The 14250-nt window shown below is 51.0% G+C and carries 15 protein-coding genes; 2 read left to right on the top strand and 13 right to left on the bottom strand.

Features of this window, described 5'->3' with window-relative positions:
- Positions 1–34 precede the first annotated feature (34 nt).
- Positions 35–490, bottom strand: a complete 456-nt coding sequence (locus tag AC4PHM_RS09750; protein ID WP_492017623.1) for a hypothetical protein — start codon at positions 488–490, stop codon at positions 35–37.
- Between the two features lie 342 nt (positions 491–832).
- Here AC4PHM_RS09750 and AC4PHM_RS09755 point away from each other — a divergent pair, with 342 nt between their 5' ends.
- Entirely contained in the window at positions 833–1375 is a 543-nt protein-coding gene (locus AC4PHM_RS09755; RefSeq protein WP_492017624.1) for a 4Fe-4S binding protein, read from the top strand.
- 189 nt (positions 1376–1564) lie between these two features.
- On the opposite strand, the gene AC4PHM_RS09760 is transcribed toward AC4PHM_RS09755, so the two are convergent.
- The 10 genes from AC4PHM_RS09760 to uvrC all read right to left on the bottom strand — a co-directional run bounded on the left by AC4PHM_RS09760 (position 1565) and on the right by uvrC (position 9752).
- A complete protein-coding gene (locus AC4PHM_RS09760) occupies positions 1565–2221 on the bottom strand; it encodes a PHP domain-containing protein (RefSeq protein WP_492017625.1) in 657 nt (218 codons plus the stop codon).
- A gap of 194 nt (positions 2222–2415) precedes the next feature.
- Complete coding sequence (locus AC4PHM_RS09765) at positions 2416–2598, bottom strand: hypothetical protein (RefSeq protein WP_492017626.1); 183 nt, start codon at positions 2596–2598, stop codon at positions 2416–2418.
- The gene (locus tag AC4PHM_RS09770; protein WP_492017627.1) at positions 2598–3155 is read right to left on the bottom strand and encodes an ATP-binding protein; all 558 of its coding nucleotides are present in this window, start codon (positions 3153–3155) and stop codon (positions 2598–2600) included. Before AC4PHM_RS09770 ends, AC4PHM_RS09765 begins: the two co-directional genes overlap by 1 nt.
- Before the next feature lie 5 nt (positions 3156–3160).
- Positions 3161–3889, bottom strand: a complete 729-nt coding sequence (locus AC4PHM_RS09775; RefSeq protein WP_492017628.1) for a hypothetical protein — start codon at positions 3887–3889, stop codon at positions 3161–3163.
- Positions 3889–4221 (bottom strand): AraC family transcriptional regulator, encoded by a 333-nt coding sequence (locus AC4PHM_RS09780; RefSeq protein ID WP_492017629.1) that lies wholly within the window; start codon positions 4219–4221, stop codon positions 3889–3891. Before AC4PHM_RS09780 ends, AC4PHM_RS09775 begins: the two co-directional genes overlap by 1 nt.
- Positions 4222–4226: 5 nt before the next feature.
- Complete coding sequence (locus AC4PHM_RS09785; protein ID WP_492017630.1) at positions 4227–5495, bottom strand: [Fe-Fe] hydrogenase large subunit C-terminal domain-containing protein; 1269 nt, start codon at positions 5493–5495, stop codon at positions 4227–4229.
- Between the two features lie 14 nt (positions 5496–5509).
- On the bottom strand, positions 5510–5959 hold the full coding sequence (locus tag AC4PHM_RS09790; protein WP_291403873.1) for an ATP-binding protein: 450 nt from the start codon (positions 5957–5959) through the stop codon (positions 5510–5512).
- Positions 5960–6015: 56 nt separating this feature from the next.
- Positions 6016–6372 carry a DRTGG domain-containing protein gene (locus tag AC4PHM_RS09795; protein ID WP_291403875.1) on the bottom strand — a complete coding sequence of 119 codons (357 nt, stop codon included), beginning with the start codon at positions 6370–6372 and terminating at the stop codon, positions 6016–6018.
- 148 nt (positions 6373–6520) lie between these two features.
- Positions 6521–7489: a dTMP kinase gene (gene tmk, locus AC4PHM_RS09800; protein ID WP_492017631.1), complete on the bottom strand. Its 969-nt coding sequence runs from the start codon at positions 7487–7489 to the stop codon at positions 6521–6523.
- Positions 7490–7658: 169 nt separating this feature from the next.
- Positions 7659–9752, bottom strand: a complete 2094-nt coding sequence (gene uvrC, locus AC4PHM_RS09805) for an excinuclease ABC subunit UvrC (protein WP_492017632.1) — start codon at positions 9750–9752, stop codon at positions 7659–7661.
- 185 nt (positions 9753–9937) lie between these two features.
- Here uvrC and AC4PHM_RS09810 point away from each other — a divergent pair, with 185 nt between their 5' ends.
- Positions 9938–10420: a ferritin-like domain-containing protein gene (locus tag AC4PHM_RS09810; RefSeq protein WP_492017633.1), complete on the top strand. Its 483-nt coding sequence runs from the start codon at positions 9938–9940 to the stop codon at positions 10418–10420.
- Positions 10421–10571: 151 nt separating this feature from the next.
- Here the strand turns inward: AC4PHM_RS09810 and AC4PHM_RS09815 are convergent, their stop codons facing one another.
- Entirely contained in the window at positions 10572–11228 is a 657-nt protein-coding gene (locus AC4PHM_RS09815) for a hypothetical protein (RefSeq protein WP_492017634.1), read from the bottom strand.
- Complete coding sequence (gene uvrA / locus AC4PHM_RS09820; RefSeq protein ID WP_492017635.1) at positions 11225–14248, bottom strand: excinuclease ABC subunit UvrA; 3024 nt, start codon at positions 14246–14248, stop codon at positions 11225–11227. The genes AC4PHM_RS09815 and uvrA overlap by 4 nt, the downstream gene beginning before the upstream one ends.
- Positions 14249–14250 lie beyond the last annotated feature (2 nt).

Consider the following 14250-nt stretch of genomic DNA (forward strand, 5'->3'; position numbering starts at 1 on the left):
CCAGGATGATCAGTATAACCTATCCGAAATTGCCTTATTCTTCCGACTTCATGTCAGGTTGTAGTTGATACATCCCATAGACCAACAGATTCACCGGCAATCTGAGGTGAAAGGACCGGACCTTGATAGGTCTCAGTTTCTTCAGCCAGCGTTGGTCCGGATCCAAAATCGCATTTAACTTTAAAGTGCGAATTCCAGCCACGCCTTCCACTTCAAATGACGGACTCATTTCAACGGATCCAGCCACTTTCAGACCATTTTTCAAGTCCAAACGCTGCGTCTCCACCTCATGAATTTCGATAATCCCGTATTGGTGCACGCCTGCCACCATTAAGATCGACTGGAACTCAAAAAGCATCACCATAATAATCAATATTGACAGTATTAATGCTGTGGGAATAAGGATCGCTGCCTCAACCGTCAGCATCCCACTATTACCGGAAACGCCGGTCATGATCCTTTTATAAAGAGAATGGATGGATTCGGTCACTGAAATCGCCTGCTTTCTCAAGAATGGTAATTTCATCACTTATTTACATTTTATACCTTTTGTCGTACTATTAGATTACCATATTTTATCATTTCGTCAAGAACTTTCTAATCAGTTAGTGTTGCAGTCTAATGTCACTTCCGCCTCATTAATTTTTAGGTGATGCTTAAAACTAAATATTGTATTTTGTATTTTTTATTCATTTTTTTGATCAGAATCAATTGACATCCTACCTTACTTTCGGTATAGTATCACATGTGCCCAACACACCCCCGCCCGTAGGGGTATGGGATGCTAAAATTAATCAAACAGACATCAAAGATAAGACGGAGGTAAATCAGCATGGTCCAAAAAGTCATTCCATTTAAGCAGCCTACAGCAAGCACTCCAAAAGAATCCCATCATAAACCAAAGAAGAAATCTCATATGGCATGGTCCTGGATCATCATGATAGTCTTTCTTGCGCTCTCTGTCCTTGATCTGCGTTTCGGCCTCGGTGCCGTTCTTTGCATGACCGTCCCTATGATCCACGCCTTAAGGGGTCATGGTAAAATTCACTGCTCTCATTATTGCCCTCGAGGTTCACTCTTCGGGAAATTTCTTCAGCGTGTCAGCTTGAGGAATTCACTGCCGGTGTTCATGCGTACCACAATGTTTAAAAACGCCTTATTAAGTCTCATGGTCATTATGCTCACTATATCCCTCTCCCATAACCATGACTCTATACAAGCCATCGGCATGGCACTGTTTCGCTTTATGGCGGCATCCCTTGCGGTTGGACTCATGCTTGGCCTTTTCTATCAACCCCGCAGCTGGTGTCAAGTCTGCCCAATGGGCCATGCGACCAGCATTATAGCCAATTATCAGAAGAAAGTTGCCGCTTAGAAGCAATAAAGAGATGTGGAAGGCGGTGTCAGACCCCCGTTTCCTTCCCAGGAAGCGGGGGTCTGACACCGCCTTCCACAATCCATATTTTCCCACACGAAAGCCAAAAAGGCCTGCTGAAGAATGACTTATCACTCATTCTTCAGCAGGCCTTTTATCATTATTCAATTCATTCAAATCGCCGAAAGCTTACACCGCAATAACTTCGTCCATTCCTGCAGCCGGCACAACCGGCAGCGACTTCTGAGAAACAGGATGACACTGACCAAGTTTAAGAGCGCGTATCAAGTCTCTCTCCGAATGCACTGCTGCCTCCACTTGCGTCGCATAAGCGCCTACTTCACCAGGCACATGGGCATCGCTGCCACCCGTGACAGGCAAACCGAGCTTCATGGCCGCTTCAAACGCCTTAGCATTGTGCTCGAATAGTGTTCGCCCATTGTAGCCTTCAATGGCTGTTAAGCCAGAAAGTTCAAACATTGAATTTCCCAGCCCACGCCCGTTATCACGAAACGGATGCGCAGCTATGGTCGCCCCGCCGTGATCATTCACATAATCAATAAGGACCTGAGGATCCAACTTGTTGGATCCCTCCGCTGGAGGCAATTCATCCACGCCAAACACCAGGATATCGCCCCGTGATGTAGACACCTCGACACCGACAAAAATCATCAAGTCATGACGGGCACTTAAAAATCTGGCTTGAGACCGCAGCCCCAAAACATCGTGGTCCGTAACCGCGATGCCATCCAGTCCATGTGCTTTAGCCTCCAGAACAATTTGTTCGAGATCCAGCCGACTGTCTTTACTATGTTTTGATTCATGTATATGCAAGTCGAATTTCATACAATGCTCACCCCTGCTAAACGAAAACGTCCGGCACCTATGCCGGACGCCTGTTAACAGTATAACCCGGAACTCGTGATTTCCGGCATTGAAATTTCTTATCCATTCTTATAAACGATAATGATTTTAAATCATGGGCGCCAGCGTAAAAAACAGGCGTCACCGCACAAAGGCATCCACGTGCCAACACGCAGTTACTCCCCAGGCGGCAGGACACCTGCGACCACAATCAGGATAAACCCTGCACCAAAGCCAAAGGTCAGCAGCGCAAGACGAACATAACCGGACAATCCCAGTCTGGATGTCACAACCGAAATGAGGATCGTCAGCAGGATCAGGATGAGCCCCGCTTTCTTGAAAGCCCTCGGATTCAACATCAATAAACCGCCTCGCTCCCAATCGCCGCAATATTTTCGTGAACATACTCACGAAGCCAGCGCACCACATCTATATTGTCGAGGGGTACGTCGTCCCCCAGCATCCGCCTGATTTCTCTGGTGCTGAGCGAAAATTTCTGGTCATCCACGTAATGCGTCAGAATGAGGTCCGTCTTTGGACTTCCGAGGGCTATGGTGACTATGGTGTCCGTCAGGTTGCCCAATGGCACCCGGTCAATGTGGCTGAGCCTGAAGTTTGCGATCAGCTCTGTGCCGACTCCCAGTTCAGATTTCAGCTCGAATGAACCGTCGCACCCCTCTGCGTTCAGTTTAAACATAGGAATTCCAAGACCAACCTTGCGTGTGGTTCTCGTCGTATAAAACGGATCGACGACTTTGCAGACCGTTTCCTCATCCATCCCGCGACCATCGTCCTTAATCTTGATGGTCAGCCGGTCCTCTTTTCTCGCCTCGATAATGACAATCCTGAGGGTTGCCGCTTCTGCGACTATTGAGTTCTGCGCGATATCCAGAATGTGCAGCGAAAGCTCTCGCATAAATGTTACTCCTTTTTCATCAGTGGGGTAGACAAGGTGTCAATCAAGCAGTCCAAAGTCCGTTCTCGAAGCTCAATGACGTTTTCTCGCTCTGAAAGATCGATCAGCTGGTGCGCGTCCGAATTCCTCAAAATTCTAAAGGCGGCCAGTTCCGGGTGTGCTTCAAGAAATTGATCACCTTTTGATCCTGCTGTGACTTCCAGGGTCGTGAAAGCTTCTCCCTGAGGGATAAAGCCCAGGTTGGACAACAGGCTGTTGGAGCTTCGGTTTACATGAGCCGGGACGGGCACTCCGCCCAACCGTCTGACATGTGCCACGGCGTCGCTGAGGCTGAGCTGACAGGAGGTGATCAAGGTATGGGCCACTTCTCCGACCGGCTCATCCTGAGCATCCAAGAGCAGCTGATGACCGAAGCGCTCTGGGCGATTTGGCAATTTCAGCATGGCACCGTCTACGATTTCAAAAAACGCCTCCAGATCCTCCACCCGCCGAAACAAACAGAGCACATGAACGTCTTCCAAAGTCTGGAGCTCCATGGCCGGCACCAGCAGCATGTCGCGCTTGGCAGCGACTACCATAGCCGAGCGAACGTTGCCGCAGTGGTTGTGATCTGCGATCGCCAAAATATCGAGGCCTTTGATCATGGCCATGTTGACGACGTTGTTCGGCGTCATTTCCTCTTCACCGCACGGCGACAGGCACGTATGCATGTGCAGGTCATAGTACAGCAGCATTATCTTAGACCGGCTTCGTAAAGCACCTTAAAGATGCCGTAAGCATCCAGGTCCGACCCCACAACTGCGATGTTTTCTTCAACTGCTTTATCAAGTACTGCTTGTTCCATGGTCAGTCCATCCGGAAGGATAATGCATGAAAATTCAAGCAAAGAAGCCACAGCGAGGACATTCTGATGCGTCTGTACTGTAATCCATGCATTGCCCGCTTTGCCCTTCGCCATTACCCAGCTGAGCAGATCACTGCAATACAGCCCCGTGATCACTTGAGATTCGTCGCCCACAGCATAGACCCGAAAACCTTCAATTTTTTCAAGTTCTGAGATTTTCAAAAAAGTCACCTCTCCTCTGTCAAATTATATTTTCGTTCATTGTTCTTACGAACGACACAATCGGCTAAATCTGCCCTGCCCATAACAATATCTTCTGCAAGTGCCCGGCAAGTCGGTGCGCCGCATGCGCCGCAGTCAATTCCCGGCAGCATGTGATACAGCGCCTCAATGCGCGACAACTTCTCAAGCGCGGTTTTGAAGTCCGCGTCCAGCTTCATGACCGGGAGTGGCTCAATTTCCTCATCCCACTCCAGCATGTCTTCCGTGATCTCACCAAATGCCTCCATCGAGACCTCTTGAGGATATTTGGCCGATAGTCTTCTGATCCGGCCCTTCGCAATAAAAGGATTCTCGGGATTCAGCGGCCCACCGACACAACCTGTGACGCAGGCGTACCCCTCGAAGAAGTCGATGTCGTTCAACTTTCCAAGCTCCAGCTGCTCCAGGACTTTGATGACTTCGTCAATCCCGTCGACCGCAAGATAGTCCTCGGCACCCATCGCATAACTCTGACCGCCCACCATGCCCCAGCCGACCCCTTTGCCGCTGCACTTCGAAATCTGCTGAACGACCTCAATGTCGTCATACATCCGCAGTATTTTTGTATAAATCGCTTCCAGGGAGATGGCGCCATTGATCTGAGACTTTTCAATGCCGATGGGCTTTCGAATACTCGTAATCTTAGCCGGACATTCCGTCAGGTAAAAGACACCAATGTCCTCCTGGGCAAGACCCGTCATTTCTTCAATTTTCTTTCTGGCAATCCTCGCGGCGACTTCACTTGGCGATTCCAACTGGCTGATGTGATCGATCAGGGTTGGAAAACGCATTTGAATCAGGCGTATGACGGCCGGACAATAAACAGATATCAACGGCTTGACATGCCCGTCCTCTTCTACGCGCTTCTTCTGAATCTGAGTGATCAAATCCGCGGCGTAGGCAACGTCAAAGACAAAGTCAAAACCGAGCTGATAGAAACCATTCAGCACCTTGTTCATGTCGTATTCCAAACCAAACTGGCCGTAGATCGAAATGGCCGGTAAGGCGACATTGTATTTGAATTTCTTAAGCATCTCAAGCGAGTCGGATTGCGCGCCTTTGGCATGGTAAGGACAGACTTTGATACACATGCCGCAGTCAATACAGCGTTCCGTCATGATCTCCGCTTTGCCGTCGCGCACTCGGATTGCTTGAGTGGGGCACCTGTCGAGACAATACGTGCAGCCATTGCAGTAATCCCGCTCCAGTATGACGGAGTGCAAAAACTTCTCCATAGTTACCTCCAGCCCTAAAGTCGAATGACCATTTTAATGCGCGTCGACTCACCTTTTGCCGACTCGATGACGAACTCGTCGCAGCATTTTTTCATGTTCGGAAGTCCCATTCCGGCGCCAAAGCCCATTTCACGGGCAGATGTTTTGGCTGTGGAATAGCCCGCCGTCATGGCAAGTTCCACATCTTCAATCCCCGGACCTTTATCCACGGCCCATATTTCAATCCGGTCACTCATCAGCATCACCGTGATGACGCCGCCCTCTGAGTGGATGACAATGTTAATTTCTGCTTCATAAGTCATAACCGCGATGCGGCGGATGATTTCTTTATCCAGGCCGATCTCACGACACTTTTTTTTGATATCACTCGATGCCGAGCCGGCATGGGCAAAATCTTCTTTCATCACATCGTAATCATAGGCCATTACTGCCGAGGCACGGTCCATTTCCAAGGCTTTGCTCATAGCGTCTCACCTCACTGGTTGATGCGCGCTTGTACTGAGTATGTAGAACTACCGGTTTACAGAGGTACGCCTTCGAGCCCCTGGCCATACAATATGCCAGATGTAGCGTATAAGGTGTGGGGTGTTGAGATCAAAACCATGTCATTTTCCTCGGCGAGCTCGACCACTTCCATCGGCGGGCACTTGCCTCTGACGAAAACGATTGCGCTCAAATCGAGCATTTCTGCGGTACGTATGACCTGGTTGTTCGTGAGTCCGGTCAGCAGGACACAGTCCTGTGCGTGTTCCGACACAAAGGCGAGTACGTCGCTCATCAAGTCGGAACTGAAGGCGAAATCGATTTTTTTGTCTGAATATTGTTCTCCGACAATGATCTTGCCGCCCAGCAATTCTACCAATGTTCCGATCTGCATAAGAACCTCCTGGTCGTATGTCCTGAAGCGCTGCTTCAACAGCTTTGAAGGCGCTGTCAACTATTCACCTGCCCGTTGTGGGATAAGAAAGTTAACTTTTTAACGATCGGTTTTATTATATCATGATTTGTTGCTTTTTTCACGGTTTCTAATCCTGTTTCATCAAATTGTCCAAGAGATTTTTCACGTCTTCGAAAACGGCTTCGATGGGCCTTGAAGCGTCCACCTCGATCATCCGCTCTGAGTGCTCTGACAGCATAATCCTGTAGCCTTCCCGCACTTTGACGTGAAATTCGGCTGCTTCGAGGTCCAACCGGTTGATCTCCCGGCCGGAGTCCCCATAGACGCGCTTCAGGCCCTCAGCGGGGTCGATATCCAGATAGATGGTCAAGTCCGGCAGAAAATCCTCAGTGGCAAAGCGATTGAGCTCGTACACCTCATCCATGCCGATCCCCCGCACATAGCCTTGGTAGACAACGGAGGAGTCTACGAAGCGGTCGAAGAGTACCAGGTCCCGCCTGCCCAGTTCCGGCAACACCTTCTGAGTCAGATGCTGGCGCCTGGCCGCTGCGTAAAGCAGCGCTTCGGTCCTCACGTCCATTTCAGTGTGTTCTATGTCGAGGATGATCTCTCGGATCTTTTCGGCAATTCTGACGCCGCCGGGTTCTCTGGTGATCATGACGTCCTTGCCTGTCTTTGTATAGTAATCCTGAAGCATGGCGAGAAGCGTCGTTTTTCCCGAGCCCTCTCCGCCTTCAAGACTGACCGTTTTTGTTCTTTTGGTGACAGTTTGTGCGCCCGGGGTTCTCAGGACGTCGTAATAGAGTCTCTCGACTTCCTGAATACCGACTCGCTCATACCTTGTGGTTTTCCCATTCAGATCCACAACTTCGAGAATTGGCTCTTTGTCACAGTCTCCCATACAGCTCGTCTGAACGATTTGAATATGGGTGTTGCGATCCTGCGCCATGAGATCCAAAAGCCTGGTCAGCGTCTGTCTCGCGCCTGCCGTAATACCACAAGTCGCCATGCCAATCCTGACCAGGATTTTTTTGTCATCCCGGGATTGGTCCAGCGCCGCGGCGCGAATTTTCGTCAATTCATCCAACGATTTCAAAATAAAGACCTCCTATTTGGTTGGTGCCTGTCCCAAAATTCTTTTTAGTGCCTGTCACCAGTTTATTTTTTGTCCGCGTCCCCGGTTATATTACTGTCCGCGTCCCCGGTTTAAAATTGGGGACGCGGACAACTTTCATTTCAGTGCCAGAGCTTCGCACAATTTAGACTCAATTCTCTTCGGTCTCCTGGCGTTCTGGGGTGCCATGAAAATAATCATACACCTTTTCCGCCGTCCGGCGGTTCATGCCGTCGACCTTGGCCAGCTCCTCCACCGAGGCATCCCGAATTTTATCAATGCTCTTAAAATACTGCATCAGCTTCAATCGCCGCTTTTCGCCAACGCCTTCAATTTCGTTCAGCAAAGACTGTGTCATATTTTTGCTGCGCAGCGTCTTGTGATACTCAAGTGCGAATCGGTGCACTTCCTCCTGGATCCCTGCCAGGAAGCGGTACAGTTCCGGCTGGGTCCGGATCGCGTAAAACTGACCGCGGTAATAGAGCTGATCCGTCCTGTGATAGTCATCCTTAACGAGACCGGCAATCTCAAGTTCAAGCCCAAGGGCGTTCATGACGTCCAGTACGGCAGAGACGTGGCCCTTGCCACCGTCGATCAGGATCAAATCCGGGAATTGGGAGAACTTCGAGTTCGCGCTGCTGCCAGCGCCCCATCGGCGGCCAGCCTTGCCCATATAAGGCCCCGCAGACTCAGCTGCTGCTGCAGCTGATGCCGCTTCCTCTCCCATTTCAAAAGCATCCGGCGCCGCAGTCAACGCGCTTCCATCCAGGCCAACACCAGTCTCTGACCCATCCCATAAGCCGTCCTCCGCCGCAAGGATTCCCCCGTCATCCTGAGACTCGATCAGCGCATTGAAGGCAGCCTGCTCCTCAAGGCCCCGCCTGAACCTTCGGAACAAAATTTCCTGCATGGAGCCGTAATCATTCGCGCCCTCAATGGTCTTGACCTTGAAGCGCCTGTAATCCCTGGGTTTCTTCTTTCCATCTTCATAAACCACCATGGAGCCCACCGAAAGCACCCCATAAATATTCGATATATCATAGGCTTCAATCCTGCGGATTCGCCCTTTCAGCCCCAGCATCTCCCGCAGTGCCGTTTCGATCTGATCCGACTTCTCTCGCTCGCGCAGGATTCGTTCCTCGAACTTCTCAAGGTACTCCCGGGCATTTTCGCGCACGAGATCAAGCAGCTTAATCTTGTCGCCCCGCTGCGGCGCCGTCAGCTTAATTTTGAAAGAAGCCTTCTTCGCGAGAAACGCCTCCAGTAACTCGAAATCCTCCGGCAGTCGTTCCACGACGATCTCCTTTGGAAATTCCGTGACATTCGCGTAATACTGAAGAATAAAGTCATCCATAAGCGCTTCCGGATCCTGAAGGTATTCCTCTTCAAAGACATACTCCTCTTTGCCAATCATCTTCCCGCCCCGCACCGTAAAAATCATGACGCAGATCCGGTTTTCCGTCGCGAAGCTGCCAATCACGTCCTGGGAGACGTCCGACTCATAGACCACCTTCTGACGCTCCATCAGCTGATCGATGGCCATAACCTGATTCCTAAGCGCCGCCGCCTTCTCAAACTCCAGCGCCGCTGCGGCCGTCTTCATCTCCGCTGTCAGCTTCTCCCTCAAGAAATCCGTCTTACCGCCCAGAAACTTGAGGATCTCCTCAATCATAGCCCGGTACGCCTCCTGATGAACGGTACCCTGACACGGCCCCAGACACTTTCTGATATGAAAATTCAGACACGGCCGTTCATCCATTTTTTCCAGCCGCCGGTTGCACTTCCGAATAGGGTAAATCTCCTGCAAAGCCTCAATCGTCCTGCGCACCGCCTCAGCGCTGGTGTAGGGTCCAAAATACCGGGCCTTGTCCCGGGACAGCTGCCGCGTCATGATCAGCCGCGGGAATGCCTCATCCACCGTCACTTTGATATACGGATACTGCTTGTCATCCCTCAGCAGAATATTGAATTTGGGCTTATATTGCTTGATCAGCGTCTGTTCGAGAATCAGCGCCTCCATCTCAGAATCCGTGAGAATGTACTCGAACTCCTCGACCACCGCGACCATGCTGCGCACCTTTGGCGCATGGGAATTCAGCGCCCTGAAATAGGAGGACACCCTCTGCTTCAGCCGCTTCGCCTTGCCCACGTAGATCACGTTGCCCCATTTATCCTTCATCAGATAGACACCGGGCGTCTCCGGCACCTTCTTCACTTGCGCCTTGATGGTTTCCATGCGCGTCATAACCAAACTCCGTTTCGTATTTAAAATGACCATCGGCAAAAACAAAAATAAAAACAGGCTGCCGATGGTTCCACAACCCCAATCCTTCTCAATTCCATAAACAATTCTACCATATTTTCTGTTTTGATTGGTGAAAATCGCCCCACGTTGGGTAATAGGTTAACATTACAATAGGAGGTGTTTTCATGAGTCTTTACGATCTTGCCGTCAAAATGGAAATGGACGGTGAACAGTATTACCTCGAACTCGCCAAAAACGCTGTGAACCCGGGCATCAAGGCTGTCTTTGAATTGATGGCAGCAGACGAACACAAGCACTATGAAATCGTCAGCAATATTATATCCGGCAGTGTCCGCTTTATGGAAGGGACCAGTCTGGAAACCCTCAAAAGCGTCTTCGCCAAGGCACTCGAAAACAAAGAGTCCCTTGAGATGCCGGAGCACGCCTTTGAAGCTTACATGAAAGCCGCCGACATGGAACGCAGCTCAATCGAATTCTATAAAGACGCCTATGAGCGCACTAATTCCGACCACGAGAAAAAAATTCTGATCGAGCTGCAGGAAGAAGAAAATCGCCATCTCATGATCGTCGAAAACCTCGCTGAATATGTCAGACGGCCTGAAGAGTGGGTTGAATCTGCGGAGTTTAACCACATGATGGAGTACTAAGTCTAGAAACAAAGGACAATCCAAAATTCGCCGCGCGAATTCCGGATTGTCCTTTGTTTTTTTGAGTACATGTGGTGGAAATGGGTGGTTGTAACCGGGTGTCAGACACCCGGTTTCTCCAATACCATTTATACATTTTATTTAATAGGCGCTACACACGGCGAATCAGCTTCGCCTGCTGCAAGTAAGCGCACACGGGCTCTGCCAGATTTTCAGGGAGCCGCAGACACAAGCGGCCGCCCGTTCCCGCAAGCCTCAAAGTAAGGCGTTCACCAACCAGCGTGAAGGACTCAAATTCCTCGTATTGATAAATGCCGCTCGTCGTCATGGCCTTGCTCGACATGCCATAGTGCTTTCGAAAATTCAATCCTCTTACCAGGATGATGTCGTGTTGAAAATCAGCCCTGGCAAAGCGGCTGCTGATCAGAAGCAATGCTTCTGTTATCACAATCCACGCCACAACACTGGCCACTACGAGACGCGGCTCAATCCGATCGAGCTGAAACAGTGGCACCATGCCTGTCAAAGCCATGCCCGCGACGGTGAGAATTCGATCATAGAGCGGCGTTTCAGCAGTTTTAAGGGAAAACCTGAATTTATAAAGATCCGCGACCTGTCGACTCAGCGCTTCGTTGATAGTCATATAAACCAACGGCTGGAAGACCAGAAAAGCAAACAAAGCAAAATTCCAGGCTGTCAGCCTGTTATTCTCAAAGGGCTCAGGCACCAGTATAAAAGACCCAAGCACGAAAAAGAAAGCGGCAATAAAGCTGAACGTCGCTAAAAAACTACGGCTCAGTCGTCTCATGAAGTCTTCGCCCTCGCTTTTCTCTTTGGCTTATCTGATTCTGGAGCCTTCGGCGTCGCGGCTTTCGACGCTGCGACTGTCGATTCCGCGTCAGGTGACGCTGTTTCTTTAGCCGCTGCCGTCTTTTTCTCTTTGAGTTTCTTCGTTCTTACCTCTTTCTTGGATTCCTCGAGCGGTACCACGTCCCACAGATGTTCCTTTTCCAGGATGGGCCGCAGATACTGTCCGGTATAGGAGGCCTCACAGCGCGCCACCTGCTCAGGCGTCCCGACCGCCACGACCCCGCCGCCTTTGTCTCCGCCGTCCGGTCCAAGGTCGATCAGATAATCCGCAGACTTGATGACATCGATATTGTGCTCGATGATGACCACGGTGTTGCCGCCCTGAACCAGTCGGTCCAATACTTTGATCAGATGGTGGACGTCGGCGATATGAAGGCCCGTCGTTGGCTCGTCGAGGATATAAAGCGTCCTGCCTGTGCTGACCTTGCTCAGTTCTGTAGCAAGCTTGACCCTCTGGGCTTCACCCCCGGAAAGCTCAGTCGATGGCTGGCCCAGTTTAATATAGTCCAATCCGACTTCGTGCAGGGCTTTGATTTTCCTTTTGATCTTTGGAATGCTGTCAAAAAAGTCGAGGGCCTCCTCGACGTTCATATCTAGAACATCGGCAATACTCTTGCCCTTGTATTTGACCTCCAGGGTCTCACGGTTATAGCGCTTGCCCTTACAGACATCACACTGAACGTAGACGTCAGGCAGGAAGTGCATTTCAATTTTCAGGATGCCGTCCCCGCGGCAGGCTTCGCAGCGGCCGCCCTTGACGTTGAAGCTGAAGCGGCCCTTTTGATAGCCCCTGATTTTCGCTTCAGGGACCCTGGCGAAAAGATCCCGGATTGGATCAAAGACGCCAGAATAAGTCGCCGGATTAGAGCGCGGTGTTCGCCCGATTGGCGACTGGTCAATATCAATAATCTTGTCTATTTCTTCGAGGCCTTCAATCCCAAGATGACGGCCCGGCTTGACCCGGGTGCCATTGATGCGCACCGCAGCACTTTTGTAGAGAATTTCATTGATCAGCGTGCTCTTCCCCGAACCGGAAACCCCGGTGATACAGGTCATGACGCCTCTGGGAATTGCGACGTCAATGTTTTGGAGATTGTTTTCAGCCGCCCCTAGAATCCGGATCCACTGACCATTGGGACTTCTTCGCGCTTTGGGCAGTTCTACCTTCTTACGACCGGAAAGGTACTGGCCGGTGAGAGAGGTCTCGCTCACCATCAACTCAGGCACCTTGCCGGAAAAGATAACTTCACCGCCATGTACCCCCGCGCCTGGACCCATATCAATGACGTGATCCGCCGCCATGATGGTCTCCTCGTCATGCTCGACCACCAGCAGCGTGTTGCCGAGCTCTGTGAGGTTTCTCAGGGTTTTCAGCAGTTTGCTGTTGTCTTTTTGATGCAGACCAATCGATGGTTCATCCAGGATGTAAAGCACCCCTACCAGGCCGGACCCAATCTGAGTCGCAAGGCGGATCCGCTGGGACTCGCCGCCGGATAAAGTGCCGGCTGTCCTGGACAAGGTTAAATAATCCAAGCCGACATCCTTAAGGAAGTTGAGACGGCCGGAAATTTCCCTGACAATGGGTTCAGAAATGGCCGTTTTCATTGTGTCCAGCTGTACCCTGTTAAAGAAGTCTACAAGATCTCGAACGGCCATTTCCGTCATTTGATGGATGTTGACACCGCCAAAGTGAACGGCCAGTACTTCGTCCTTCAGCCGCGCGCCATGGCATTTTTCACAAGGCTCAAGGCTCATGAACTCGCTGAACCACTCCCGCATATTGTCGGATTGGCTCTCGTTGTACCGGCGCTGAATATTGGGAATGATGCCCTCGAAAGTCGCTTTGTATTTCTTATAACCTCCAAAGCGGCTGTCGAAGAAAATCTCAAACTCCTGAGTCCCCGATCCATATAGGATGGCATTCAGGGTTTCTGGTTTCAGCTGCTCAATGGCTGTTTCATCCGACTCTTCAAAATGATCCAGGATCGCCTTGATCATCTGCGGGAAAAAGGTCTCTTGTCCGCTGTTGGCCACCGGTGCCACCGCGCCGTCCTTGATGGAGAGATGCTGGTTTGGGATGATTAGGTCCGGGTCAATTTTTTGAAGGTACCCAATCCCCTTGCAGTGCTCGCAGGCACCGTAAGGCGCGTTGAAAGAGAAGATGCGGGGCTCCATTTCCGTAATGCCGAGCCCGTGTTCCGGGCAGGCAAACTGGGTGTTGAAGACGAGATCCTCTCCCTCCAGAATGTTGACCACCACCAGGTCACCCGTCAGTTTGAGCGCCGTTTCCACGGAGTCTGACAGCCTTTGCTGTATGCCTTCACGCACGATCAGTCGGTCTATGACCACTTCAATCAGGTGCTTCTGAGTCTTGTTGAGTACGATTTCCTCAGAAGCCTCCCTGATCTCGCCGTCAATCCGCAGCCGGACAAAGCCCTCTTTGCGGACGGACTCGAGCTCCTTTTTGTGCTCGCCCTTTTTGCCGCGAACAACCGGCGCCAGAACCTGGACCTTGGTCCCTTCCGGCAGTCCCATGACGCGGTCGACAATCTGGTCCACGGTCTGCTGGGAGATTTCGATGCCGCAGACCGGACAATGGGGCGTCCCGGCTCTGGCGTACAGCAGTCTCAGGTAATCATAGATTTCCGTCACTGTGCCAACGGTAGACCGAGGATTTCGGCTGGTGGTTTTCTGATCTATGGAAATCGCCGGCGACAAGCCGCTGATGGACTCTACGTTGGGTTTTTCCATCTGTCCGAGAAACTGCCGGGCATACGCAGACAAACTTTCCACATAACGCCGCTGGCCTTCCGCGTAGATGGTGTCAAAGGCCAGAGAGGACTTTCCTGATCCGCTTAGCCCGGTGATGACGACCAGCTCGTCCCGGGGTATGTCTATATCGATGTTCTTCAGGTTGTGCTCCTTTGCACCCCTGATTTCCAGTTGATTCTTGCTCACCT

This window comes from Acidaminobacter sp. QWL-03 (assembly GCF_058683855.1).